The organism is Erwinia billingiae Eb661, assembly GCF_000196615.1.
Lineage (GTDB): Bacteria > Pseudomonadota > Gammaproteobacteria > Enterobacterales > Enterobacteriaceae > Erwinia > Erwinia billingiae.
Genome location: NC_014304.1, coordinates 35150 through 60857 on the forward strand (window position 1 = coordinate 35150; position 25708 = coordinate 60857).

27 protein-coding genes are annotated in these 25708 nt (G+C 53.1%); 3 read left to right on the forward strand and 24 right to left on the reverse strand.

Going from position 1 to position 25708, the window contains the following annotated elements; translation table 11 throughout:
* Positions 1-248 precede the first annotated feature (248 nt).
* Both EBC_RS00185 and EBC_RS00190 read left to right on the forward strand, forming a co-directional pair.
* Positions 249-890 (forward strand): recombinase family protein, encoded by a 642-nt coding sequence (locus tag EBC_RS00185; RefSeq protein ID WP_013199755.1) that lies wholly within the window; start codon positions 249-251, stop codon positions 888-890.
* Between the two features lie 36 nt (positions 891-926).
* Positions 927-1325, forward strand: coding sequence for a hypothetical protein (locus EBC_RS00190; protein WP_013199756.1), 399 nt, complete (start codon positions 927-929; stop codon positions 1323-1325).
* A gap of 31 nt (positions 1326-1356) precedes the next feature.
* On the opposite strand, the gene EBC_RS00195 is transcribed toward EBC_RS00190, so the two are convergent.
* From EBC_RS00195 to EBC_RS00215, 5 genes are read right to left on the reverse strand one after another with little or no spacing between them, the layout of a single operon-like run.
* Positions 1357-2865, reverse strand: a complete 1509-nt coding sequence (locus EBC_RS00195) for a conjugal transfer protein TraG N-terminal domain-containing protein (RefSeq protein ID WP_013199757.1) — start codon at positions 2863-2865, stop codon at positions 1357-1359.
* Positions 2865-3230 (reverse strand): hypothetical protein, encoded by a 366-nt coding sequence (locus EBC_RS00200; protein WP_407719513.1) that lies wholly within the window; start codon positions 3228-3230, stop codon positions 2865-2867. The genes EBC_RS00195 and EBC_RS00200 overlap by 1 nt, the downstream gene beginning before the upstream one ends.
* Before the next feature lie 14 nt (positions 3231-3244).
* The gene (locus tag EBC_RS00205) at positions 3245-4699 is read right to left on the reverse strand and encodes an integrating conjugative element protein (RefSeq protein WP_013199759.1); all 1455 of its coding nucleotides are present in this window, start codon (positions 4697-4699) and stop codon (positions 3245-3247) included.
* 8 nt (positions 4700-4707) lie between these two features.
* Positions 4708-5682 (reverse strand): TIGR03756 family integrating conjugative element protein, encoded by a 975-nt coding sequence (locus EBC_RS00210; protein WP_013199760.1) that lies wholly within the window; start codon positions 5680-5682, stop codon positions 4708-4710.
* A complete protein-coding gene (locus tag EBC_RS00215; RefSeq protein ID WP_013199761.1) occupies positions 5682-6077 on the reverse strand; it encodes a TIGR03757 family integrating conjugative element protein in 396 nt (131 codons plus the stop codon). Before EBC_RS00215 ends, EBC_RS00210 begins: the two co-directional genes overlap by 1 nt.
* A gap of 192 nt (positions 6078-6269) precedes the next feature.
* Here EBC_RS00215 and EBC_RS00220 point away from each other — a divergent pair, with 192 nt between their 5' ends.
* Positions 6270-7304, forward strand: a complete 1035-nt coding sequence (locus tag EBC_RS00220; protein ID WP_013199762.1) for a hypothetical protein — start codon at positions 6270-6272, stop codon at positions 7302-7304.
* Positions 7305-7385: 81 nt separating this feature from the next.
* Here EBC_RS00220 and EBC_RS00225 read toward each other — a convergent pair whose 3' ends face one another.
* The 19 genes from EBC_RS00225 to pilL2 all read right to left on the reverse strand — a co-directional run bounded on the left by EBC_RS00225 (position 7386) and on the right by pilL2 (position 25628).
* Positions 7386-7682 (reverse strand): hypothetical protein, encoded by a 297-nt coding sequence (locus EBC_RS00225; protein WP_231853649.1) that lies wholly within the window; start codon positions 7680-7682, stop codon positions 7386-7388.
* Between the two features lie 98 nt (positions 7683-7780).
* Entirely contained in the window at positions 7781-10645 is a 2865-nt protein-coding gene (locus EBC_RS00230; RefSeq protein WP_013199764.1) for a conjugative transfer ATPase, read from the reverse strand.
* Positions 10645-11061, reverse strand: coding sequence for a TIGR03751 family conjugal transfer lipoprotein (locus EBC_RS00235; protein ID WP_013199765.1), 417 nt, complete (start codon positions 11059-11061; stop codon positions 10645-10647). The genes EBC_RS00230 and EBC_RS00235 overlap by 1 nt, the downstream gene beginning before the upstream one ends.
* 11 nt (positions 11062-11072) lie before the next feature.
* On the reverse strand, positions 11073-12608 hold the full coding sequence (locus tag EBC_RS00240; protein ID WP_041691779.1) for a TIGR03752 family integrating conjugative element protein: 1536 nt from the start codon (positions 12606-12608) through the stop codon (positions 11073-11075).
* Positions 12598-13515 carry a TIGR03749 family integrating conjugative element protein gene (locus tag EBC_RS00245; protein WP_013199767.1) on the reverse strand — a complete coding sequence of 306 codons (918 nt, stop codon included), beginning with the start codon at positions 13513-13515 and terminating at the stop codon, positions 12598-12600. Before EBC_RS00245 ends, EBC_RS00240 begins: the two co-directional genes overlap by 11 nt.
* Positions 13515-14171, reverse strand: coding sequence for a PFL_4703 family integrating conjugative element protein (locus EBC_RS00250; protein ID WP_013199768.1), 657 nt, complete (start codon positions 14169-14171; stop codon positions 13515-13517). Before EBC_RS00250 ends, EBC_RS00245 begins: the two co-directional genes overlap by 1 nt.
* Positions 14168-14533 (reverse strand): TIGR03750 family conjugal transfer protein, encoded by a 366-nt coding sequence (locus EBC_RS00255; protein ID WP_013199769.1) that lies wholly within the window; start codon positions 14531-14533, stop codon positions 14168-14170. The genes EBC_RS00250 and EBC_RS00255 overlap by 4 nt, the downstream gene beginning before the upstream one ends.
* A gap of 13 nt (positions 14534-14546) precedes the next feature.
* Positions 14547-14948, reverse strand: a complete 402-nt coding sequence (locus EBC_RS00260) for a TIGR03745 family integrating conjugative element membrane protein (protein WP_013199770.1) — start codon at positions 14946-14948, stop codon at positions 14547-14549.
* Positions 14949-14979: 31 nt separating this feature from the next.
* Positions 14980-15222 (reverse strand): TIGR03758 family integrating conjugative element protein, encoded by a 243-nt coding sequence (locus EBC_RS00265; RefSeq protein WP_013199771.1) that lies wholly within the window; start codon positions 15220-15222, stop codon positions 14980-14982.
* Positions 15222-15557: an integrative conjugative element protein, RAQPRD family gene (locus EBC_RS00270; RefSeq protein WP_041691780.1), complete on the reverse strand. Its 336-nt coding sequence runs from the start codon at positions 15555-15557 to the stop codon at positions 15222-15224. The genes EBC_RS00265 and EBC_RS00270 overlap by 1 nt, the downstream gene beginning before the upstream one ends.
* A 567-nt stretch (positions 15558-16124) precedes the next feature.
* The gene (locus EBC_RS00275; protein ID WP_013199773.1) at positions 16125-18752 is read right to left on the reverse strand and encodes an AAA family ATPase; all 2628 of its coding nucleotides are present in this window, start codon (positions 18750-18752) and stop codon (positions 16125-16127) included.
* 183 nt (positions 18753-18935) lie between these two features.
* Positions 18936-19709, reverse strand: a complete 774-nt coding sequence (locus tag EBC_RS00280) for a TIGR03747 family integrating conjugative element membrane protein (RefSeq protein WP_013199774.1) — start codon at positions 19707-19709, stop codon at positions 18936-18938.
* Positions 19702-21801 (reverse strand): type IV conjugative transfer system coupling protein TraD, encoded by a 2100-nt coding sequence (traD, locus tag EBC_RS00285; protein WP_013199775.1) that lies wholly within the window; start codon positions 21799-21801, stop codon positions 19702-19704. Before traD ends, EBC_RS00280 begins: the two co-directional genes overlap by 8 nt.
* Positions 21798-22367 carry a restriction endonuclease gene (locus EBC_RS00290; protein WP_013199776.1) on the reverse strand — a complete coding sequence of 190 codons (570 nt, stop codon included), beginning with the start codon at positions 22365-22367 and terminating at the stop codon, positions 21798-21800. Before EBC_RS00290 ends, traD begins: the two co-directional genes overlap by 4 nt.
* The gene (locus EBC_RS00295; protein WP_013199777.1) at positions 22364-22870 is read right to left on the reverse strand and encodes an integrating conjugative element protein; all 507 of its coding nucleotides are present in this window, start codon (positions 22868-22870) and stop codon (positions 22364-22366) included. The genes EBC_RS00290 and EBC_RS00295 overlap by 4 nt, the downstream gene beginning before the upstream one ends.
* 2 nt (positions 22871-22872) lie before the next feature.
* Complete coding sequence (locus tag EBC_RS00300; protein ID WP_015056508.1) at positions 22873-23502, reverse strand: lysozyme family protein; 630 nt, start codon at positions 23500-23502, stop codon at positions 22873-22875.
* Positions 23481-24206 carry a TIGR03759 family integrating conjugative element protein gene (locus EBC_RS00305; protein ID WP_013199779.1) on the reverse strand — a complete coding sequence of 242 codons (726 nt, stop codon included), beginning with the start codon at positions 24204-24206 and terminating at the stop codon, positions 23481-23483. Before EBC_RS00305 ends, EBC_RS00300 begins: the two co-directional genes overlap by 22 nt.
* Before the next feature lie 10 nt (positions 24207-24216).
* Positions 24217-24984: a DUF2275 domain-containing protein gene (locus EBC_RS00310; RefSeq protein WP_013199780.1), complete on the reverse strand. Its 768-nt coding sequence runs from the start codon at positions 24982-24984 to the stop codon at positions 24217-24219.
* Positions 24981-25628 (reverse strand): PFGI-1 class ICE element type IV pilus protein PilL2, encoded by a 648-nt coding sequence (pilL2, locus tag EBC_RS00315; protein ID WP_013199781.1) that lies wholly within the window; start codon positions 25626-25628, stop codon positions 24981-24983. The genes EBC_RS00310 and pilL2 overlap by 4 nt, the downstream gene beginning before the upstream one ends.
* Positions 25629-25708 lie beyond the last annotated feature (80 nt).

Here is a 25708-nt window from a genome sequence, read left to right on the forward strand (position 1 = left end):
AATGAGCATTGGAGCGGAAATTCTGAATAGAGAGCAGCAATGCCGGGAAAAAATAGCTCAGAGCTTTTTCCGGCAAAATTTGATTTCCTTTTCGTCTAAAAGTTAGAACATTCCTTTTACACAACTTAATGTGACATTTAGGTATACATAAATGTCATGGGCTGTGAATAACCATTTATGCCCTTATGTCATGACTTAAATGTCATGTATACTTGTGTCATCACCTATATGTCACCTTTGGCTGAAAAATGTACTTATTTGCGTATTTACGTGCTTCTACAAACGAACAAGATGCTCAGCGAGCCAAAACTCGCCTTGAATCTTTTGCTAAAGAAAAAGGTCATCGGATTGCCAGCTGGTACGTTGAGAACGTTTCTGGTGCTTCGCTTCATCGTCCTGAACTAATTCGTCTGTTAGAGAATGCTGCTCCGGGAGACGCAATCCTCATCGAGCAAGTTGATAGGCTGTCACGTCTTGATGATCAGGGATGGCTACAGCTTAAATCTCTTATTAGCGAAAAGGACCTCTCTGTCATTAGCTTGGATCTACCAACCAGTCATGTTGCACTTGAAAAGCACGTCAGTGACGACTTCACCGCTGCAATGCTGCGTGCGATAAATGGCATGATGCTAGATATGTTGGCGGCGATCGCGCGCAAGGATTATCAGGACCGTAGACGTAGTCAGGCAGAAGGGATAGTTAAAGCAAAAGATGCCGGTAAATTTAAAGGAAGACAGCCGGATATGGCAATTCACCGTAATATAATCACGCTTAGAGTTGAGAACGGGCTAAGCATCCGCGATACAGCTTCCTTATGCGGGGTATCAGAGCGAACTGTTATCCGTATAACTAAAGCTCACGTTGAACAGCAGGCTAGGGCCGTAAACTAGCGCCAACCCTATCATTAAGATTGTGAGGTATGGATCATGCAAAACTCTGCTTACAAGAGGGGAGCCATTGCAGCTGAGCTTTGGCTTAAGCTCACCAGAAGCGCGCGGGTAGCTAATGAAGTTTGTGTTTCATGGGTTTTGAGACAAGGATTACCTGGTTTCATCGGATATCTGCCGGTTCCCTTAGCCAGTATTGCAATTTTGAGCATCGCCATACTCTGCGGCCTTTTCATTGGGACAGTTGTTATCCTGTGTGGCATTTTCATTTATATGCTGTGCAACATTGCCGTTGGTGGTGTTGAAGATAGTGATGATACAGATGAACCAAGTGGTCACCAGTACCGTGATGGTAACGATGGTTTTGGTATGTACAGTGGCCCACAAAATGTCACGGTCACATCTTCCAGGATTGATCGAGATGATGAGGAAGATTAACAGGGGGATTTTCCCTGTTAATCTTTTTTAATCAGAGCCTTACTGCTTTCTTAGCAACATCTACACCACTGCCTCCAGCTTGTTGAACTTGCGAAGTACCGCCTTTTAAGGCACCGTCTAAAGCACCACCAACCCGCACTCCAGCCCATGAAAGTGCCCCCATCCAGACTGCAGGAAGTACCAAGAACATCGTTGCCATGACAAAGTTCATTATCAGGTCATCTGAACTGTTCTGAAATCCGGCCATGTTAAAGCTACTGTGCGTGTCAGAACTGTATAGCGCCGTCAGCAACCAGCTATCCAGCCAGCGAGCAAGCTCCCACCAGAACGTCAGGAAGTTTAGCGCGAAGAGCACAAACGTGAGCGTTGTGACCGTCTTAATTTCATAGGCGGAAAATGCCAGGATAAGCGGCAGAATCACGACAATTGCCATGAGCAATACGGCTTGGACCATTGGTAGCGCCTGACGCATGGCATCAAAGGCCGGGAACGCAGCCAGACTGCCTAATGCGGTGCCGCCGATCGCCGCGACGCGGGAAACAGAGTTATCAAGCGTGAAATCGGCGTTACCACCGTAGCCTGCATAAACGTGTCCGCCCTGAGAGACCGTCAGGCTTTCCGGGCTGACCAAACGGCGGATAATTGCTTCCCTGTAGTCGGCGGTGTTGCCCCCGATCATCGTCATGGCAGCCGAAAGACGGGTCCATAACCCCGGGTCAGCCTGATCGATTACGCGGGCCTGCAGGCCGGTATCTGCTTTATTCCACCATTCGTTACAGGTCGGATACCCCCCCCGGCCTGTATCCGGTCTTCCGCTGTCACGGCTTTCGTTCCAAGGGAATTCTGCGCGGGGAGTTTTCGATTGCAGGCTGCCGTAATAATTACTGATGAAAGTTTTGCTGCCGACCCATTCAATATCACGTAGTGTGGCTTTATCTTTTGTCTGCCCCTGATCCTGACGTTTCCACATATACAGTGCGAGCGAATAGCAGTCGTTGGTAAAGTCCTGCAGCTCTTCCGCGAGAGCTTTATTGTTAATCCGTGTGTGCTGAACTTCAAACCGGAGTTGACGCATGTCCGGCCGGCAGGGGATAGTGGCTACAGATGCCTGCGTGATCCCCTTTGCCAGTTTATGAATCAAATACCACCACACCGGCGCGGCCGCTGTCTGATCGTTAATGCTTGATATAACCGGTGAAAAACCCGTCTCATCGGGTGCTTTTGGTGTCCACGTACCGCAACTCTGCGCGCGCGACATGTCATATTTAATGGTACTCATGTCCACATTCATCAGCGGCATGCAGCAGGCGATCATCACCAGAAAGGAGGTGTAAATGGCATGCTCCATGCGGGGTATGGACAGGGCACCCTTATTTCCCTCATCTTCGCCTTCTTCACGCACTTTCAGCCAGATGCCCATAAGCCGGAAGGCAACCGGTACGGCAAATAACCCGGTCGTGATGAGAATATTCCAGAGTCCATTGTTAACGACCCAGCCAAGCAGGGTAAGGAAATACTCAAGGTAGCTGTTAGTCAGCATTATGAAGCTCCTGTGCCGCCAAGCAGCACCAGTTCACAAACAACGGCAAAAATGACGCTGACAGCCGCAATACGGATCAGCGGCTGGCGGTATCGGGGACCGAAGCCTGGCGCCCGGAAAATTTTCACAAACCCCCATCCCAGCGCACCATAAACAGCCAGACGCCATAACAACCAGCCATAGCGGGCATGCTCCATCCAGTCACGGAATGCAGCGGCCTGAGCCGGATTTTTAATAGATCTGTCCGCGATGACGAGCCCTGCCAACAGGAGTAGCAGCAGAGCACCGACAGTACAGAGAACGCGAAGCAGAGCAGGGTGTCGCTTGAAAAATGAGGCGCGGTGCACCTCGTTTTTTTCTTTCATCGGCTGTGCCCTCATCAGTTGTTTTCCGTTTCAGGTACGGCCAGACGATTAACGCGACTGTCAGTGCTGTCATCGCTCTGCGTCTGAGGATTACTGTTAACGCGCCCGTTTTCCCGCTCGATGATGGTGAGCACAGAATTGCGTGACAGCTCGCGCTTAAGCTCCATTTCATTACGCAATGCCGTGATCTCACGATCGATGGCCGCAACACGCCTGTCCCCTTCTTCAATAGCCGCATTCTGTGCCGCAGCGTTAGGTTCAGACATGCCGGTAACAATCATGCGGCGCATGATCAGCGCGGTTTCAACCGTGTCAGCCATTGAAAGCTCACCGGCGAGTCGGGCGGTCAGGGCCGCATTGTCAGGATCCCTCTGCAGAGCTCTGATAACTCCTGCAGTAATTGGTAAACTGCCGGTTTTAAGCTTTGCCAGATTCGCTGCGTTAGGCTGCTCGGTGCCGTTCACCAGTTTTACCAGCTGCTCGGTGTTTTCTTTTGTAGTCTCTTCCAGAATGGGCGCAAAACCGGTGCCGGCCTGCGTCGCGCCCGGCTGCTGTTCGTCATCACCACTGGTGCACTGTGAAGCATCGGTGCAGGTGCGCAGAGAGCTGTCTCCCACCACCTGGACCACGGCTTTAGCCGCTTCTTCTGCGCTGGCATATTTTCCACACGCACCGCCGTTGCAGCTGTTGCTGCTGACCGTGTCAGCGCTCAGTACCGGCAGGCTGTTCATCATATTGAACCCTGCAGCGGTTAGGTCGTGGGTTGGTCGTATAGCCTGCTGTCCTTGTCCTCCTCGCTTCTGCCCACCAATCCAGTTCTGGCCTGAATTACCCTGCAGCTTGTCCGCTGAGTTATTCACACGGACAGCATCTGCATCTCCGCTGTTAACTAGTGATCGGTACTCATCCATTACCGCGCCCTGCGTCCATTTGTTGTTGCCGGCAAAATCCATCATGCGCTTGGACATGTTCTGGCAGTTGAGCTGTGCTTTATCAAAGGAGACATTTGCCTGCAGAACGCCATTCGTGAGCATGTCGTACAGGCCGGGATTAGCACGCTGAATAATCATTGCCGGCAGGCTGGCTACTGCACCGGTGGCGTTCTGAACCACGTCGCCCATCAGGTTTTTAAAACCGTTTGTTACCCCATTGAGCTGATTACCAACGGTTGTTTTAAGGTCGAAATTACCGCACATCAGATCGCTGCTCCAACCAGCACTCATACCGACTTTACGCATGTTGCTGCGCGTCGCCGGCTGTGAAATTACCGACCCGCCGCCGAGCGTATAATAGAGCTTGTCAGAAACAGCGCCGCTAACGTCTTTTCCATAGCCTATGGCGCTGTTATTAACGGAGGGTAGTGAGATTCCAAACTCAGTGGACTGATTATCGTCGGCCGCCTGCGCGGATATCGCTACCGTGGCGATGAACAGTGCAAGCGTGGCTGGTTTTAATTTAACTTGTGACATTGTGCCTCTCAGAAGTCAGTTGAATAGAGGAAGGTCTGGCCGCGTCGCTTGCAGCAGCTGTAGGGCTGCCAGAGGGCGTACGCTTCGTTGCCGTCCTGAGCGATGGGATATGCGCCGTCAGGAAAAACCGCGCAGGAAGCTGAAAGCGTGGGTGACAGGCGCTGCCATTTATGATTTGCCGTGCCGGTGTTTTCCTTTACTTCTCCAGGCGGCCAGTAACCGGCTTTGTGGGTGCCTTTCAGTACTTGGTAAACGTGCGGTTGCCCGGAGCGGGTGATAATGTCTGCGACGCGCTGAGCGACCACGGCGGACGCTTTGTCATCGTCGGCCTGGCTGACGAAGCCTGAGCGGGGATAAATATTGCCCCACATGTTCGCGCTGGCTTGGCTACCCAGTTCACGCTGCCCGGAGACAAGCGCTTCCGGATAGAGCGATTCAGGCAGCCCCGATCGCCAGACAAGTGAATCCAACGTGCTCAGAAAGTAAGGATTGAATGGCGTGGCGGCCGTATCGCACGAATACCCGGCAATACTGCCACCAATGACGGAGGTGGCGGGGTGGCCGATTGCGTCGGCGTATTTGAATTTGATGTTCGACTTGCGCTGCCCGGGATTCTTAATATCACCGGCGTTGCCGCCGCCTGCTGGCGCACCGCTGGTTAGCGCATTATCGATCGTACCGGATGCTCCGCTCATAAAGGCCATCTCGGTCCATGGGTTTCCGCCGGGCCCGGTGTAAGTGGATACCACCACTTCAGGGATAAAATGCGTCACCTTGACGGAGGTTTTCACCGAACAACCAAACGGCGTACACATCAGCCAGTAACAGAGGCCACTGACGCGCCAGCTGATACAATCCTGAGTGATGGCGCTGGCAATAATGCCGGCAGTATTAATGGCCGACACCGTTGCCGGAGCCGCCGCTACAGCGAGCACCGAGGCAACGCCGGCCGCATTTAAATGTGATCTGAGCGTTTCACGCATCAGTGACCTCCGCGATTGCGTAGCATCTCAGCGCGGGCTACGTCGGCTGTGCCATAAACCACATACCGATCGTCGAAAACGACGGCGGGGAATTTATGTAGCCCAATCTCCCATGCGTGCACCACCTGCCGGTACGCCTGTGCAATCTGCTCCTGCTGCTCGTCCCATTGTGGTGACTGGAAGATCTCGCGGGCCTGCCGGGCGGCCAACTGAGGATCCGCAGCCAGTTTGCCGAAAATTGAATCCTGTAGGCGGTCGGGGCCATCAAGCCAGACAACGGAAGCAGCTTCAGTCAGATTCTGAGGTGGATGTTCAGCATCGGTATAAACAACGGTGCCAGCCAGTAGCTGAAACGGTATAAATAGGAAAAGTGATTGCAAAAGCCTGAGTCGCATAGCGGATCTCCGTCACGGTAACAGGCCATCAGAGTGGCAGCGCTTGATCAGGGATTCAGCAGTAAACTCTTTTTGAGAAGTGAAAAATTTAGTTGTTATAGAAAATAGCTATTAGTTGAAATATAAAAAGAGTAATTTATTATTCTGTAAATATTAAATTTAGATACCTGTTATCACTTTGAGGTGAATCTTATGAAACTCGATTTTTTCAAACCTTTAGTTGAGCCCAAAGAGTTTCACCCTAACTTTGAGAGGCTTCTGCCTGACACCTATAGCAATGCAAAGAAATTATTTAACGATTGGGCTTCTGGCTTTGATGATAGAGATGGAAAGTTGGTTAAAGAGTTTCAAACAACTTTCAACTCAACGTTTTGGGAGGTTTATCTTTATGCTACTTTCAAAAAGATGGGTTTTAATATAGACCTTTCTAACGCATCGCCGGATTTTCACATCAACAAAGGAAGTGCAGATATTATTGTTGAGGCGACCATTTGCAATTCAGCTGCCGGAAAAGTTCCAGAGTGGGATCGAACGGATGAATATGGAAGTTCAATTCCCAAAAGGTTTTGGGAACTCAACAAAGAAGCTATGATAAGGATTAACAATTCTATTATATCAAAAGTTAAAAAATATGAGAAAAGCTACAGTCAATTATCACACGTAAAAGGAAAGCCATTTGTGATTGCTCTAGCACCTTTTGAGCAAATGTTTTTCAATCTTCAAAATGACCGTCCCATAAGGGCTGTGTTGTATGATGAATACGTCAACGAAGACATATACTTGGATCATCCAGAACTTTTCCCTGATGGCCCTCCTGTTGAAAATTTAGGTTTTGTTGAGAAGGATAATGGGGCAGAAATACCCTTAGGAATTTTCAATGATAATCAATATGAATGCTTGAGCGCTGTAATATTTAACAATGCAGCCACTTTTAGTAAACTTCAAGCTTTAGCAAATAAAAATGGGGGGAAGGTAATGATCAGTTCAACATGGTCTACCCCACCAACAGGTAAGCCAGTGCATATTGAGGGGTGGTCTTCAGAATACAAAGAAAACATAACCGATGGGCTTATGGTATTCCATAACCCATTTGCTAAATACAAGATCGATCCAGAAACTTTTAGAGCTGAACGAATTTATCAAGTATATCCTTGCGATGAGGAATGGACTCTAATGTTTGAGAATAATGAAGACAGGTTGTTAACAAGGAATGCCTATACGTTTTAATTCTTTGCTAAAGACTAGCGTGTTGCATTGGGGTAGTTTATTTAGAAACCGGTCTCAATGACCGGTAACGTGCGGGTTTTATCATGAATCAGAGAACAGTGAGTTAATCCAGAGTGTCAGGAAAACCATATCTGCCGCATCAGGCACATTGATGTACCAGCGCGGTGAATCAAACTCATGATCCAGCGGGAAACTGGCACGGCCTTCCTGCGTCAGCAAAATATCTGCGCGTTTTCCCCTGCTGTCCTCAACATGCACCGACACACAGCTGCTTTTACCGATACGATGCGGGTTACAGGTGATCGTGACCGGTGGCTGAAGGCGTGCCCGGAGCGCCTTCTCCACTGCGACAAGTCGCTCAGAGGTCGTTGCTGTCATCGCAGGTTCACCTTGCGGATGAAGGCTGAACATGACAGGGACTGGCGTTTCATCCGGCGCAGGCCGCTGGGTCACAGGTTGCGCATACTTAAGCTTAATCATGCAGTCAGCATCTCTCTCTTATCATTGTTTTCGGGCATCCCGGCCCCGTCAGCCGTCATCAATCCACGCAGACGATCCAGTTTTTTCCCTACGAGAATAGCAGCATCCAGCTCGGAACAGTTATGTTTACGCATCAGCGCCTTACGTTCGGCTTTCTCTTCTTTCTCTGTCATTCCCAGTGCGAGGTAAAGGCTGGGCGGTACAGCGCGGAACAGCGCTTCAATTTTTTTCGAGAGCACCACGCCTTCGGTATAGCACCGTGAGAGCTTACTGGCGGAAAGCAACACGGCCTTTTGCTCTTCAGAAAGCGTCCGGAAACGGGCAATATCCTCCACCTCTTTTTTCGGCATCGTCAGGCAGATCCACCATTCCGCCATGTTCAGCATCTTGCCAGCTGCGTTTGGGTAATCCTCCAGGTTCTGCGTTGCAAGCCACAGCCATGCGCCAAGCTTACGCCACATTTTGACCACTTTAGTCATATAGGGTGCGAGAAGTGGGTTAACCGTCACAACGTGTGCCTCATCCACGGTGAAAACGATATCGCGCTCAAGATACTGGTCGCGCTCGGCAATGTTGTTAATGGTGTTGGTCAGCGACACCATTGTCAGCGCCATCTGTGCCTCATATCCCTCTCGGGCAAGGTGCGCAAGGTCAATAAGGGTAACGTCAGCCTCAGGCCACAGTGAACCTTCTTGGTTGAAAAGCTCAGCTTCAAAGCTGCCTTGCTGCGTAAACATGCCCAGCGATTCAGCCATTTCCGCCGCTTTCGCCCGGCGTGTTTCATTACGCACCTGCCCCCTACTGTTTTCAGTCTCTAGCGAGATAGCGTTGAGGGCATTCTGCAGGTCGCCCGGCAGCATCTGGCGGTTTTCATCCAGGGTTTTACGTGCTGCCATGAGCAACGCTTCACGGATCATCGCGCGGTCGGCGCGTTTCAGCGCGGCATCCTCCTTCGGATCACCACCGGTGATCATCATTCGGGCAGAAATTTCCATTTCCCCCAGAATGTCGCGCTTGCCGTTTTCATCATCATCGTCCGGGTCGTCTTCGATATCTGGCAGATCACTTTCATTGATCGCCGGGGCGGGTGCGTCGCTGTCAAACAGCTTATGCGCATCAGCAAAGGGCGGCAGCGATACGCCGCTGCCGGGTTTGACACTGACTTTGTTAACCGTAAGGCCTAGACTTTCAAAGTAATCTGCGGTCAGCCCGAAGCTGTTGCCCGCCTCTGCAATGAAAAGGCGCGGACGGTGAACGGCCATCAGCTGGCAAAGCATCGAGCAGAGCGTGGCAGACTTCCCCGCCCCCGTCGGTCCGAACAGCAGCATGTGCGCATTCTGAGATCGATCGTCCTTATTCAACGGGTCAAAATCCAGTACATCACCGCCACGATTAAAGAAGCTGAATCCTGCATTACCGGTTCCGGTTTCACGACCTGTCACCGGCAGAAGCCCGGCAATGTGCTGGACCCACGTCAGTCGGGTATACCAGTTTTTCTTATCATGCTGCGGATTAAAGCCCATCGGCAAAGCACGTAGCCAGGTATTCAGCGGACCGGTTTCATGTTCAGGACGTACCGGCTGCAGTCCTTCGTTAAGCAATACTGTGCTCAGCTCGATGCGCTTTCGGTTCATTTCGGGCATGTCTTTTGCCCGCAGGAAGAAGGTGATGGCCGCGCGGTAGAGTTTGTGCCGGCTGCCCAGCAGCTCTTTCACCGCCGTTACGTCCTGACGCACGCGGCCTGATTCGGTATTCTCGCCGATCGCATTTTTCGCTAGACGGTTAAATTTCTCTTCCAGGGTGTCCTGAGGTTCGGCCACTATCGTCATGCAAAGCATGGTGCCCTCAGGAAACGTGTCCATCAGTGCATTTATTTTCTTCTCGCCACGGCTTTTTTCGCCGGTCAGGGTGCCGGGTTCCGGCGGCTTACGCAGCCGTTCAACGGAAAGGGCAGAATGTGCCATGTTATCCAGCCACCACACGCCGTTTTCCACGTCTGAGCGCGGCGGAGTGAACAGCAGAGTTTCTGCAAAGTCATTCTCAGTCGGTATCATTCCGGCAGGCGTGTCGCGGCTGTCCTGATAGGCGGTCGCGCGATAAAATGCCTCTCTGTCCATACCCTCAGGCGCAGGATTGAACATCCGCAACAGCCAGGAATGCACCTGCAGGCCGTTCTGGCGCGTGCAGTTGATGTTGACGCTGGAAAACGCGCTGCAGAGTCGGTCGCACGCCTGATTCAGCATGCCGATCGGGGACATTAAATCGCCGCTGTTTTTCGTGGCCCAGCGGTAAATCACCATGCGCGTGCGGCGCTGTTGGCCGCGCCACGGCTGGCCGGTAATGAGCTTATCCTCAAAGAGCCCTTCAGGACGGGCAATCCCGCGCATGTGCCGCTCCGTCTCCCTAAGCCACGCTTCCGTAAATTCACTGCCCTGCGCGTGCGGCTTGACGTAACCGCGCAGACGGTCAAGGTAGGCGTCCACGTTATTTTCGTCCTGACAGTAGAATTGTACGATCCACGGATTATTCGCCAGATCGTCAAAGCTGTCCTGCAGCGCATCCTCCACCACGTCGCGGATTTTTTCCAGACGCTCGTCAGGACGGCCTTCGGTTGCCGCCGGCGTCACTTCAAAAACCGCACCCACGGACAGGCCATCATCGAGCAGCAGGCACTGCTCCTCATCCAGAAACTCAGCCCACGGAAGAAAATCAACGATTGACGGATTGTGTGAATAGACGCGCTTTTCATCCGCGTGTGACATTGCGCCCGGGCGGGTCACCGGCTCCGGAGCATCTCGCTCTGCAACGTCTGAAAGGTGATCTGGTTTTGCTAATGATTTACGCTTAAACAGTCCAAACATTACAGCGCCTCCGTGCGTTCGCCAGGCATTGCGTACTGCGTCTGGTCATAGAAGGGGAACACTGTGCTGTAACCGGGCACGGGTGTATTCCCCTGTGCCAGATGCGGGAAGACGAACATCACCATGTCAGGATTTGGCAGGCGCGGGAACTGCTGGCTGATCTCAGATTCCTGCGTGCGACTGTAGCTGCGATCGTCACTGAGTGCGGCCTGCTGCTCGCTGTCCGAAAGCCCACGGCGCAGCGTGCTGCGGGCTTCACTGCCGCGTGAGGCACCAGATTCCCCATCCGTGCCTTTCCACAGCTCCAGCATATTGCTGTTGCCCGGCGGCAGCATTTCATCTTTGTTTGTGGAGCAGCCGGCCAACGAACAGGCTGCAATAATCATGAAAATACCGAATTTTGCCGTAATACTCATGGTCATTCTCCTCAGTCCAGTCCGCCGGTGCTGCCGTCTTCACCAGGCATGGTGAAGTCATAACGGATGCGCCGCCCTTTATCTTCGTAATCGATCGCCAGTTCGCGGGTAATGTGTACGGCGAGTTTTGCCCCGGGCTGCACGTAAATAGCATCAAAAGTCTGCCCGTAACGCTGTTTGACCCACTCGGTGATTTCATCTGAGCTGCCCGAAATAGCCTTACCTAAAACGGCCTGTCCGGCGTCGCCGGTCAGAGTTGAGGTAACGCCGCCGTAGGCGTTGGTCTGGCTGGTCTGCTGATTCTGACCGATTGCATCTCCCGCTGCGCCCGCTGCGCCCAGCAAACCAATCGTTGGCAGATAGCTTGAAGCGTTTGATTTGCGCGTACCGGAGATACATGGGATCCCGTTTTCATCGGAAATCCAGCCGATGCCACCACTGGTGCCGGTCTCTTTTCCTCCATTCTGGTTGCCGCTATTACCGCCTTTGCCGCTGCGGTCCGGTTTCGGCAGCGTGCGCACGGTGCCATCGGTGAAAACAAACGTGACACTATTGACCTGACCACGCACGCAGGACAGGGTCCAGTCGCCGGAAGCGGTGCCGGAAACAATAGCCCCTTCAACGTCGGGCAGCTCGATGCCGTTGGCCGTCAGGTTGTCTTTGCCAATGAGTACTTTAAAGGGATACGGATCGGTAACCGTGCCATTGATCGGCACGCGGCCGAGCAGCGCCGTCATCGCGCGGCTGCCTATCAGCGTGGAGTTCTCAGGCAGCGTATAAACCGGTTCGGCTTCCTCTTCTTCACCTTTTTCAGACGTAGATCCTTTAACCTGCTGCTCATAGCTGCCTTTTTGCTTTGTCAGGGCGTTTTCGCTGAGAAACGACGTCGGGAATTTAGCTTCACCGGCGCTGCTGGCCGACGCGCTATTGTTCTGTGATGGAGAAGTGGACGGACTGTCTTGCGGTGTGACCCACATCAGGCCATCACTGCCGGAAGTCGGAGAATTTCCGCCGCCGCCACTCATACCGTCGAGGCCCAGCCCCAGAGGAATATCGCCATCCTGGCCTTTCGTCTTGTCGGCAACACTCTTACCGGCATTCTGCAGTTTATTCGTCAGCTCGTTGATTTTTGAGGTCAGGACGTTCTGCTGCTGACGCATCTGATTCTCACGCGCGTGATAGCTTTTCTCCACGCCCTGAACTGCTTCATTGACCTGCCCTGAAACGTTGGTGTTGCGCTCGCGTAGCTTTTCATTTTCGTCCAGCAGTCTGGTATTTTGCTTATTCAGAGAGTCCTGCTGCTGACGGACAGCGTTAAGCGAGCCCACTATCGTTTTCAGCGTATCCTGCGGTGTGTCGCCCTCAATGCCGAGGGCCTTGAGCTCCTGCGGTGACAGATTTTTCAGTGCACTGTCTGTCTGCGCGTGTGTAGCCTGCGTGGCGGGCTCCTGCGGTTTGCTGTTATAGCTTTTCACCGCAATGAATCCGCCGCCAACCAGAATGGCAGGAACCAGCACTTTAACTAGTCCGTTTGACTTAATTTTCATAGCGGATCACCTTCTGGGCAGTGCGGGAAGTGGCTTTACGGACAATCGAGGGCTCGCGCACAAATGCTTCATCGGGGCGGCCAGACGTGACCAGGTAAAGCGTGGTGGTATCTTCCGGCGTGCCGGCGGCACCCAGCCAGCGATGCTGAAAGGTGGCCGTCACAAACTGGCCCTGCAGTTCGCGCGGGTCGAGAACCACTTTCTGTGACGAGCTGTTTCGGATCCTGAGCGCTACAACGGTGCGTCCGGCCACACCCCAACCGGCTACGGGTGACACCGTCACGGGAGCCGACGGATATAATGTTGTGATACGTGACGGAAGATGTGGATTCACCGGGTGAATACCCGGCACGGCTTCAACGGTACGCTCCGGTGCATACAGATTCTGGGCTGCATAACGGGTCAGTAGCACCGGAATGGGAGCTTTATAACTGACTTTTTTACGCTTCGTCTGCTGACTGCCGGCATCAGCATTGGATTTCTGGCCTTCACCTTCGGTCGCGCTGTTGAGCGTGCTGACGTCTCCGCTGTAAACGATTTTGACCGGTTCAGCTGATGCAGTTGCAGTTGTACGAACGTCCAGCAGGATTACTTCACCACTTTCCATGTCCTGCAGTTGCAGGCGGGTCTGCGGGAAATCGCCGTCAGCCTTGAGATACACCGCACCGCCGGTACTCTGCACGCGAAGCTTGCCATTCAGCGCCGGTGGAAAACCCACGCGCACGTTCTTATCAACGAAGATTACCCGTTCCTGACCCGTTTTAAGCGGGATCTGCAGCGGAACGCGTTCCCATTTCATCAGTTCATCCGCATGTGCCTGAGAGGAATGCATCACGATGGCCGGCAGCAGGGACAGTGATAAAGCAATCAGGCATGCGCGGGAGCCTGAGGTATATGATGGGTTCATCAGAACATCCCCTTATTCTTGGGTTTTGGTGCTTCCGGCGCAGCAGACAGACGCTGCGGAATACCGTCATAACAATCCAGTGCCATGCCAAACGGATTTGTTTCAGAATCGCCGTCCCAGCGCACAACTTTCAGCGGGTAACGCACCATGGCGCGTTTTACCGGCTCGGTGAGGTAATATTCGTCAGCAACCAGATCGAGTTTTACCACCCAGTTATCGCGGTCGATCACCTTCACGCTTTCGCCAGAATAACCACGGCCGGGAATTTCATAAACGACGCGGACACGATCGGTAAGCTCATTTTTATCGCCCCGCACCTTTGCATCCTCCTCAAGAAACGCCTTGCACTGGGGTGTCAGATAGGCTGAAAGCGACTGAATACGCGCGGGATAATCTACCTTGCCGTTTTTAGGCCAGGCGTTGAGTTGCTGAAAGATGTAATACGAAAATCCGTATACGGTTGGAGGCGGGATTTCCCACCAGGGGCGCGTGCTGCCTTTACGCAGGTCAGGCGGATTATGAATGGTCAGCTTTTCAGGCGCTCGCATCCAGCCGCCCATCGCTGTAACCAGTAACAGAAGCAACACTACGCAGGCCGCCCGCAGGGTAAAAATATGCTGATCGCGGCCCTTAACCGCGTGGCGAAAACGACTCATTTTGTACTCCTGGAGTTCTTGCTGCGTCGCAGGGACCAGCCCCGCGAATCAATAATTAATCTGGGATCGCCCAGCCCCATGCGGCGTTTTTTCAAATCAAACCGTTGCCAGAGAAACGTATCGGGTTTACCTCGTTTCTTGCTGGCAAGCCATTTGCCGCCAAATGCAATGAGTACAAGCGGGAAAAGCAGCGTGCCGGTTGGAATAGCAAGCCAGCCGAAAACAAAAGCGAAGGGCAAAGACAGCACGAAACCGGATAATGCGCCAATCAGCGCCGCCAGCCCTAACTCGGGGGTGGTAAACCCCCGGAATACCACTGGCTCAGCGTTCAGGCGATCCGGTAAAAATCTGATGGTCGCCATAGTGATGTGTTCCTTAGGCGATAATTTCTGCAGACTTGCCCAGCAGCCAGATAACAGCAACCAACATGACCACACCGACAACGACGATGGAGCCGAACTTGGTCCATGTGGCGCGGTCATTACGAACTTCACCGAACGTTACCAGGCTTGCTTCAGCAACTTTGAAGAAGGCGAATCCACACACAACCAGACCACCGAGAATCAGCCCGTCTTGCAGGTGACCACTCAGTGTGCCCATCAGACCAGTACCCGTTCCGCTTGATGTTGGACCTTCGACGGTTGGCAGGTCGGCCAAAGCCGGTTTGGCAGCCATGGTGCTCAGCAGGCCAGCTGTCAGAATACGAGCCCATACGGATTTAGCTTTAGCCTGAGCTTTAACGGTCACGCGGGTTACTGCAGATACAAATTTAGACATGATTTCACCTTTAAAAAGAATTGGTTAAGGTTTAACTGCAAAACATCCAGATACTTACGACTAACAATAAAACGGTGCGAACAGCGGCTCTGCCCATCGCGGATTCCTTCAGGCGCTGATTAGTCCAGCCTGAATAAACATCAACGATCGCCCATGCTGCCCAGAAGAAAAGAAAACCGATTAGTAGCGCGAGACAGAGCAAGTGCAGCAGATTCGGCTCCACATTCCCGGAAGCCGCTTTAAAAGCGGCTTCCTGTGCAGCGGTCATCGCCATCAGGGACGCTCCCGGCGATAATTCCCCGCCACGCCTGACAAATCTCGCGGCTGAGCACGCGTTGGTTCCAGATAGCGATCGATGCCAGAGCTGATGGTCTTCAGGTCAGAATTTGCACGCTGATAATCGAAGAAATAGCGGCCACGCTCTGACGGATCAGCCTGGACTGCGGCAATACGCGCCCGCTCCAGCGACGCCTGAACCTGAACGATCATCCGCTGCGCGGATGCAAGCTCGTCTTTCTCAGATGCAGACGCGGGAGATGACGCTAGAGAGGTCAGGCCCAGCACACCGCCGCATAACAAAAGTCGTGTTGCCGGACAAAGAGATTTCATATGCACCCCCAATGGTTGTTGTGTGGGGTAAGCATGCGAAATCACGCTAACGAGTTCAGCCGTTAACTCTTTTTGGGAAAATGAAAATTTAAAGACCAGCGCGAATGCCGGGTTGAATGGGTTCAAAATATATTGCGTGTTGTAACTAAAATGATTTACTGGCGCACCGCTATACGGCTTGCCTGCTGACGGCCGACACCTGAAAACAAGTTTCAGTTGCCTCCGTCCAGCTCTAAAACGGGCCAAAGCATCTAATTAATTACGTGAGTGAAAATTTAATAATCGGTTTCACCGGTTAATCTTGATCGAATCTGAAAGGAAAATGATGGCGAGTGCAACATGAGCCAAGAGCTGTCATGTATAGAGGGGAAAAAACTATGTGTGGAAGGTTTGCGCAGTACCAGAGCCGTGACGTCTACTATCTTCCTCTTACCGTACGTTTTCGTACGGTTGGCCCTCAACCCCCAACACTGGCTATCGAAAGGGAGGGGATGAGTAGCAGGCAATGCCGGTATTCCCCCCCCCTCGTTTTTTAAGCCGTATATCTTCAGATAGCCCGAAGTTATGTCATTTTCGATTTTTAACCGTTGTTAGGTCAGCGTCCAGTATCACTATGGATTCGACAATGCTTTGTACCGTCGTGCGAACAAATTCATGATCTCGCTGAGAATCGTGTACTCCACCGTTCAGATATCCCCATTCAATGCTTGCGCCGCTTTTGTCTAAAAGCACATCTAATGCATTTACGATCCCTTGTAACCCATCGTCATTAACTGCCATCTTTCTCAAAACAGTGCGTAATTTAGAGCATTTATTATTGAGTTCAAACGTTGAACGGGGGCCGTTTAGGTTCATTTCTAATCGTCCAACGCCTCGCCGCACCATCCAGGTCCAGAGACTGTCAGTAACCGCTTCAAGAGCCGAACGTGCATTACGCAAGGCCTCGCGCTTATCATCTGCTTCCAGTGACCGCTGGGCGAGTAGGACATAATTTTTGACAGGCGGATCGCTGTCAATCCTCAGCTCATGTTCGCCATGATGCGGTAAGAACTTATAACGTTTTATTTCTTTAGCGCGGCTTGCGCCAAGCTCCTGCTGAATCCTGTGCAAAAATTCTTCTGCGTGTGATGTAAGTATGATTTGTTTGTCATCCAGCAGACCATCGTCAAAGAAGGTTCGCCATATTCCATCTCGATGTTCATCGTCAATAGCGTTAACAACGTCGTCAAAAATAACGAAAGGACATTTCTGCTCAATGTTCTTAGCCAGTAAAATGGCAAGCCCCAGACATTTAATGTGGCCTTCGCTTAAAACAATAAGTGCGTCGTAACGTTTGCCTGGCTCGCTGGCAAATTCGATTTCGATTTTGCTGTTCTCAGCTATGGGTAACCAGAGTGAATGAAGCAGGTCTCCGGGAGTATCGTTACGATTGAATGCGTTATAGAGATTTTTAGCCTGTTCACCCAATCCCTGTAGCAAAAAGCCAGGCAGCGCGGCCAGATAGCCTTGAATTTCTGGTAAGAAAGCATCGTAAGCAGCTTTAATCTGGTGATGGAGAGCGACGATCGGGATCTCTGCTTCAACGTCCTGAATGAGTTCTCTATTGGCTTCATCGAAATGATTCACCGTCAATCGAGCGTTAGCTACCTCTTGGTCAGCAGTTTTACGAAGCGTGCGCAGACGTTCAATTTCCAGCCAGTGCTGGTTAAGCCTGTTTCGCTCCTGAGCCATAGATTCGCGCTGCGTCAATATCAACAGATTTTCTGCATCTACACGCTCAATGGTTCTTGCCAGTTGCAACAACGCATTCCAGTGACGTTTTTCGCCTTCAATCCACTGCGTTAACCACGTACCCGCAGAGTCATGAGGTAGTATAGGCAAGCCCGCTGACTGGAGTTCATGCGGGCAGACGAATCCAGCAGAGTTAACAGCCTGACGCATTCCACTCAACAGAACCTGAATTGCCTCGTTCAGGGATATACGCAACGTACCCTCACGCTGCTGGAGGTCAGCCAGCTGGGCCAGTTCAATAAGACCCGCTTTCGCTTTTTCAAAAGGGTTCTGCGAAACCGCATCAAGGGCTGTGCCACAGGCAGGGCAGGCGGTAGCGCCTTCAGCGAGAGCCTGCACAGCCTGATAAAGCTGGGTATATGATACTTCGCTGGCGCGAGCGGCAAGCTGTGCCGTAACGCTTTGCCACTCACCATTTAGTCGATAAGCTTCAGACAGTAAATGCTCCAGACGGGTTGGCGTAACATCATGGATGATAGGAGGAATAGCATCCAGCTGGGCCTGAAGAAATGGTAGTCGTCCCTGCTGATCGGGAGTTCCAAGTATCCAGTCGATGCATGCCTGATAGGCCACGCCCGGAAACATACTCTCTGCAAGTGCGATTTCCTGCACCTCTATATCAGCTAACTTATTCGGATAGGCAGCGATTGCCTGCTCAGAGGTGGCAAGCTGCTGGCGCTGTTGTGCCAGTTGAGTTGCTTTGACTCCGACAAGCATCAGATCTGAGTCCAGTGCGGGGTTGAAACCCCTGACAAATTCACTGAATTGATCCACGCCAAACAATGTAGCTATAAGCTGACGCTGATCACCTGCGGTTCTGGCCGCAATACGAGCAAAGTCGTCCAGTCTATTCTTTTCAATGAAGCAGAAACGGTGCCGAGCTTCATCATGATGTACAACAACAGAAGCTTCTGCTGATCCTGACATCAGCACAGGTGTAACATGACTCTGCAGACGCGCATTATTACAGTAGACTCTGCCATCAATACGTTTTATCTGCGCTTCGCTGATAGAACCTAGCATTGCCAGTTCCAGTGCCTCGAAAAAACTACTTTTACCCGTTCCGTTCGCGCCATAAATAAGAGTTATGTCATAGCTGAGGTCAAACGTTTCCTGTCGCATAAATCCGCGGAAGGGACCAACTTCTAACTGAAGCAGGCGCCCTATCGCTTCGCTTCTTTCAGAATTATCAGCAAGACCTTCTAAGACCACAGGAGTTTGCATTAGCTGCTTAACAGCAAGTGGAACGAGCCGAGTTGAACGGGCACGCCGGGTAGCTCCAACCTCAGAGAGAGGCTTAAGTTGAGCCAGTACAAGATGTGCAAAACGCCGCACATTTTCATGTACTTCCCTCTGGGCCAAATGAGTGAGAAAACGGTGATACTCCGAATTAATACTTGCCATGTAATCTCCTTTACACAGTAAGACGCTTCTGCCGCGTCCCTGCGGAATTTTTGAAAAGTTAATCAAAAAAACAATCTACTAACATATTTAATTGATAATGGCTCCTGCAAGATGTTCTAAATATTAAGAATATCTGTTCCCTGAAGATATAAGCCTGCTGCCGCAGGCTTACTAATTACGTGATTATAAATATTTTTTGAAGGAAGCCGTAGTTACCGTAATGGTAAGCCCCAGCATTAACGCTGCCGGCAGCAGCAGCAGGTTTGGATAGACCGCCGAAGGCCATGAAAGGTAGGCCATCACCGGCAGATATACTGCTGGCTTGATCAACCTTTTTGCGCGATGGTACAGAAATGACGATTCATAGCCGGCCCCAAATCTACGCAAATCCCGTCGTCCAAGCCCTTCAACCACGGCGACACAAATAACTAATACGAACAGCGGCACGGACAACGCAATGATGGTGACGCGGATCAGCGTTACGATTGACACATAAACCGTTGCAAGCATGTATTGCTGAAGGTAATTTCCCAGCCAGCTGCTGGCCCCTTTGAGATTGCGTGATACCTCATTGCCGCTGTTCATTTCGGCCTGATATTTTTCCTGAATCCAGCTCAGGATGCCGCTGTCCACAAACGCCCACTGGTATGCATCCGTTATCCAGCGGGTAACCGTTGCAGCTGGCTCAGAAAGCAGCAGGCTGCGGGTAAAATCAGAAGACAGATAGCCAAACTCAGTATCCATTACAGCCTGGCTGTGAGCGGCCCCCTGTTCAGGCCAGAAAAACGCGATCCCGATGTACTCAATGACAAGGCTCACCATCAGCGAAGCCAAGATCACGCCGATGAGCTTCCACGGCCAGCCCCAGACCAAGTTATATAACAATCCATTTTCACGCGGCGGCATCGGCTGCTGCTGCGGATACTGCTGTGGTGAAGTACGACGAGCCTCAGCCATTATTATCTCCCTTTACCAGCGCTGCTGCCGAAACGCGACTGTCCCACCATCCCTCACTGCTGTGATAGTTGCGCCGCATTTCTTCCGCCAGACGCGCTATGTTTGCAGGCATATGCACGTCGCCGGCATCGCCAGCCGGCAGCGGCATGCGTATCTTCCAGAGCTGACCACCTTCAAGCAGCGCAAATGCCTGACCTTTTGGCAGCGTGACGATGTCCGATGGCTCCAGTAATGGCACTTTGATCGTGCCGACGCGGTCCTGTGTGCTGGAGGTGAAATCATGGTTGACGGTGACGTCAGCTGAATCCTGATGCCCTGAGACCAGCGTTTTGCTGTAGATTTCAACCTGCGGCAGCTGCGAGGTCAGCAGCTCGGCCGTCCTGTTTTCCTTCACGCGCAGCATGATCAGGTTGTTGAAGTTACCCTGCACCTGAGCGGTTTTTGCCGCACTTCCGATCCGGGCCTCAATATCTGATGACGTCTGTGTATAAGCCGTAACCTGCATGCCGGCACCGCCGCCTTTGTTGATAAGGGGTATAAATTCGTTCCCCATCAGTTCATTGAACTCGTCGCAGTGAAGGTTGATTGGATCGTTACCTTCCCGGGAGCCAGGCAGGCCGCCGTTGATACCGTGCTTGTAAATCTGTCCCGCCACACTCACCAGATCGGCAAACATACTATTACCCACGGCGCTGGCAACCTCGCTGTCGCTGAGCGCATCGAGGCCTACGTAGACGATGCCTTTTTTACGGATAACCTGTTCCCAGTCAAAAATGGGTCGCGGATCTTCCATGTTCAGGTAATCGGGTGACAGTAACTCAGCCGTTTTGCCCGTTGTCAGCTTTTCCAGAAGCGGCAGTAATGACGCAACAATTTTGTCAAAATAAGTGCGGTCATAACGCACAGCCGACCGAAGGCCATCAAGAATCGGATCGTAAAGCTGCTGGCCGACATCAGAACTCAGCGCCACCTCAACCGCCCATATGCGCACAGCTTCAGGCTGGCCCTGCATGTTGCGCGGCACATCGTCTTCACTGAAGGCATTCGCGTTATTTTCGATCTGACTGTTCAGTTCGGGCATTTGCTCAGTAATGATTTTTTCAGCGTAGCGCAGGTACAAATCAGCAATATTGTTCACATAGCGTGTAATCCGGGTGTAATCCGGACGCTCCCCAAGGGCAACCAGCGCCCTGGCAACGATGTTCACGAATCGCCAGGCAAACTCTCGGAACGCCGCGCTGTTACCTTCACCGCTGAGCTGGCCGGCAACGCGGGTAGCCACTTCCGATACGCGGCCGAAACGGCCTACGGCGTTATACCGTGCTGATATGTCAGGCCAGCCCAGATGAAAAACGGTCAGCTCATCGCCCCGACCAGCCCGGTGAGCTTCCGCCCAGACCCTTTTCAGCAAGTCAGCATCTCCTTTCGGATCAAACACGATGGTGACGTCACCGCGCCGTATATCCTGAGTAATTAAAAGCTCAGCAAGGCGCGTTTTGCCCACGCGGGTAGTGCCATACACAACCGTATGGCCCACACGCTCCCGTAAATCGAGCGTAACATCAGTTTCATTTGGTTCTATGCCATGGATTGCCGGATTGCCGCCAACCGGAGGCAGCGGACGGACCGGATTTAACACCCTGTCAGCACTGAGCAGTCTGCCGATCGCTGGCAGCGTTTTCTCTGTGGCCTCCTCAATCCTGCGGGCAAGCTGATACAGTTTCGAGGGCTTCAGATAGTGGGCTACCTCGGGGCGCAGCGTATCGCGCAGGCGCTGGGTATGCTTCTGAGTCCAGCGAAACCCTCTGCCAATAAAGAGCCGGCGTTTACTGACGGGGATCTGTTTTGACGTCATAACGTAACGCGGCAGACGTCGCAGATTACGGCGGTAGTGGATCACCTGCATTCCCTGACGCGCGCGCACAGCAGAAAGAACCGCGAATCCTCCGGCGGTGACGCAGCTGACGGAAGGCGCGAGTGCCACCGCCCAAGGCGCGGTAACGCATATGATGGCGGCGGTGCCGGCAACAACGGCAGTATTGAGCTCTACAGCCGGGCGCAGTAGTGCCTCGATTACGTATTTATCACTCATAAAAAGAACTCCTTGAATGGCTTGCCCGCCAGCAGGGCTAAAAGACGTTGCCCGCTGATGATCCGCAGCTGAGGCGTTGCCTGACTGACCTCTCTGCTCTTCTCACCCGTACGGCCCGTATGAATAAACAGGCCGCGTTGCCCCATACGAGTTAACAGCGCGTCAAAATCCCGGACGTGCGCCGGCGCGATCGCCCGGCTGTAGCGTTTGGCCTGAATCAGCCAGCACTCGCCGTTAATGTGGACTTTTCCGTCCAGTCCGCCGTCGCCGCTGTACGATGCATTACGCTGTACGGCGTATCCCTGGCGCTCAAACGCAAGCAGCAGTAACTCTTCAAAAACAAACGGATTGATTTTGCGCAGATAGCTCATGCGCTGCCCGTCCCCGCTGAGCTGGCGCAGGCGTGTATAGACGCGCTCCGCCGTCGCGCGATAGCGACGGTGCCGACGCTCGCTTGCCGTCTGTCTGCGAAAATGCCAGAGCAGAAATAAGAAAGCCGCCGTCATCAAGGCCAGAAGAATCGGATTTCCCATCAGCAGTGCCGCGATAAAAGAGGCAGATATCACTGCGTCACCTCCTGTGACAGGCCGCTGTCGGTGATAAGAACGGGGTAATGAGACAGCTGCAGGCGGCGGGCGAGTTCAGAACCGGATGAGGGGGCCAGCTGAAGGCCGGGAGCCAGACCGCGCAGGGCTTCCAGCGATGCCATGCTTTCGACATTCACAATGAGGCCGGCTGCATTTCTGGCCGCAAGCTGTCGCGCGTTTTGCTTCAGCCACTGGCGTGAATAACTGTCGTCACCAATGATAAACAGTGCTCCGATCCCCGGCAGCTGCAGCGTCCGGGGGGTCACATTCCCGGGGGTGAGTTCAGGCGTAATTACGGGCAGCATGGCCGCTTCGCCCTGTTCAGGTACGGCGGCGGTTACCGGCGGCGTGTCCTGACGATTTACTGCTTCAAAAATAGCCTGTGTGCTTTGTCCGCCAAGATCTGCAATGACGTTGAGATCAGCAAGCGCGGCGGGAGAAAAAACGATGAATGCGGAAATAATGAGTGTGTTGAGTTTCATGATCACTGACTCCGTGGATTTATCCAGACGAGGCCGGTATCCGGCACCGATGCGGATGCTGTCTGCTCAACCGCAGTCGCCGCCGGCAGATGCGGTGAGGACTGGAGCAAGGCGAGTTTGGTTTTGACAAAAGCGCGATAGCGGGCAGCGGGAGCGCCGCCAGCGGGGTGGTGATAGCAGCCGGCTGCATCGAGCCAGCTGCCCGGTTTTCTGTCCCAGCACTCGCGCAGAATGGCGGCAGCGGCGTTCAGATTTTTGTAAGGATCCAGCGCTTCCCAAGTGGACGAGAAGCGCTGCCCGTTCCAGCCAAGATTAACCTGAGCAATCCCTACATCAATGCGCTTCAGGGAGTTCTTCTTCATGAAAACCTGCAGCGCCTGCCACGCTTCCAGACGGGTTTTATAACGATATCCCTTGCCCGCCACGTTAAGGGTCCACGGCCACGGGCGCTCACCCTGCGGCAGGCGGCGCGATGATTCCTGCAGGCTGACGGAATAGAGCGACTCGGGCGGCACGCTGTGAGCCTGCGCAACGCGCACGTATCCCTCTGGGACCATCTGTTTGCCATCTGCGAACGTGGAGAGAGGGATAAGCATCATCGCCACTCCGATCAGAATGCGGCGAGTTGCCATCCGTTTTCCCCCTGCTGCAGAACGACTGGCATCATGCCGTTACCAAACCGCACCCAGCGACCGCCGTCATGATTCAGTGTGATTTGGCGGCTGCGTACCCTGTCCAGCGGGATATGGTGGTCTTTTGCCCAGCCTCGCAACTTCCCGTCCTCACCCTGGCTGTCTACAAGGTAGATATCAACCGGCCGGTTATCGGCTAACACCGCAGCCAGCCGGGCATCACACTGTCCGCAGCCAGCAGATTTCACGAACAACGCCAGCCGCCCTCCGGTGTCATGCGCGATACCCGCAGCGTTACCCATATTGACTGCGAGCGTTTCCGGGTAGAGGCGCTTCCATGCGGCGGTAACTTCACGCTGGAAATCCAGCTCTTTCTGGGTTCGCGCAAACTCTTCTTTGACCCATTTCTCGGCGTACTTACGACGTTCCGCCGGATTTCGGGCCTCAATGCCCAACGTAGACAGCGGATCCAGCCCGGGCGACTGAATCCCACGCGGACCGTTTTTCAGCGACTGGTAGCGCTGATAATCATCCTGGTTTAGACCCCAATGTCCGGCTTGCTGCTGCAGATCCTGCACGCTGCTTTGCTGCACATTCTGAGCCGGCGCTTCAATTTGCTCACCTTTTGAGTTGGAGACCTGGACATTGGCCTGCGCGGAGAAACAAAACACAATCAAAGCAAGGTTGAGTATTTTAAGCTTCATATCGCCTCCGTTAGTGTGCGTTAATGGTGGTAATGCGTCCATTTACGCGGAATTGTGCCTGCCCGTAGCCGGCATGGATAAGCGTCCAGCCATTAACAGACTGTCCCTCACCGATCAGGCGGATTTCAGCAATTGAGCTGAACCCCGCTGGCGCAATGGCCGCAAACGACTCGCTGCCCCGCTTTTCAACGCCGGTCAGTACAAACGGTGCTTTGCGGGTCACTGTTTTGACGTTCTGATGCGGCTTAGCGGGCGTCGGCTTTTTTACTTCTGGTGCCGCTTTAACTTCAGCAGTGGCCTGTTGCGCTTTCTGAGGCGGGTGCTGCAGCGTCTTGACTGCCTGCTCAATTGCGGACTGACGGCTCTGCAGTGCGGTCTGCGCTTCATTCAGACCATTTACCGACTCGCGTACCTGACTGACCGCATCAGGTAAACCTTTTGCCGACAAGGCTTCGAGAGATTTACCGATCGCGTCCAGCTGTGCCTGCTGACGTTTTATCGCCTCGCCCTGGGTGTTAATCGTTGCCTGAACAGGTTCAAGATCCGTCTTCGCCAGTGCCTGGGTGTAAACCACGTTTTGCTGCTTTTCGACGTAGCTGAGACGGTTTTCCTGCGACACGCCGGCGCGAAGCGAAATAAATGCGAGGCCCAGAGCGGCAACCGAAAGCACGGCCAGTCCGATTGCGGGCAGACGGCGCTTTACACCGCTAAATCTGCTGCCTGACAGCTGAGCGCTGTCTTCAGCGCTTTCATCAGGGAAGGAGGTTTCTGTCGTCATTTTGTCAGCCACCCTCCGCGAACAGGCTGGGCCTGAATTTGAGGGGGAGCGATGACCTGAGGAGAACGGGCGGAGGATGGTGTGCCAGCCGCCGGTGCATATGCGCTGGCAGGTTTTGGCGGCAGCTGTGTGGCAGGCAACTGATAACCGGCACGCAGGCTGTGGCAGACCACGCGCTGCACGTCATCAACCTCCAGCTCCCAGGCAGGACCGGCCAGCACCTGCAGCGCGGTGCGAAGACGCATCGGACCAAGCTGGAACTGGACGGCTGGCAGCGGCTGACGGTACAGCACGCCGTTGGCCGGGCCGGTCTGACACAGCGAGTAGCCCGACTGTTTCAGCGCATAACGCATGGCGTCGGCCACGGTTGGCTGTACCGAGGAGGGAATACGGACATCGATAATCTGCGAAAGGGGGTCGCGCTGCACCGCCTGTGGATCGGTACTGACCAGCAGATAACGATCGTAGCGGACCACTTCAGGCGTCCGCGCGTAAACATCATCAGCTGGCGTCTGAATATTGCGGGTGACGCTGACCGGCGCAACCGGTTCAGCGGGTGCCCGATCCTGCAACTTCTGAGGCTGCCCAACGCACCCCGCCAGCAATGCAAGCGGTAGAGCGGCAAAGACGGCATTCATTTTCATCGGAAAAGTTCCTGTACAGTGTGAACAGCCATCACTGTGCGCAACTCTCCGGCACGCTTCTATCAACAACTCTTTTTGCG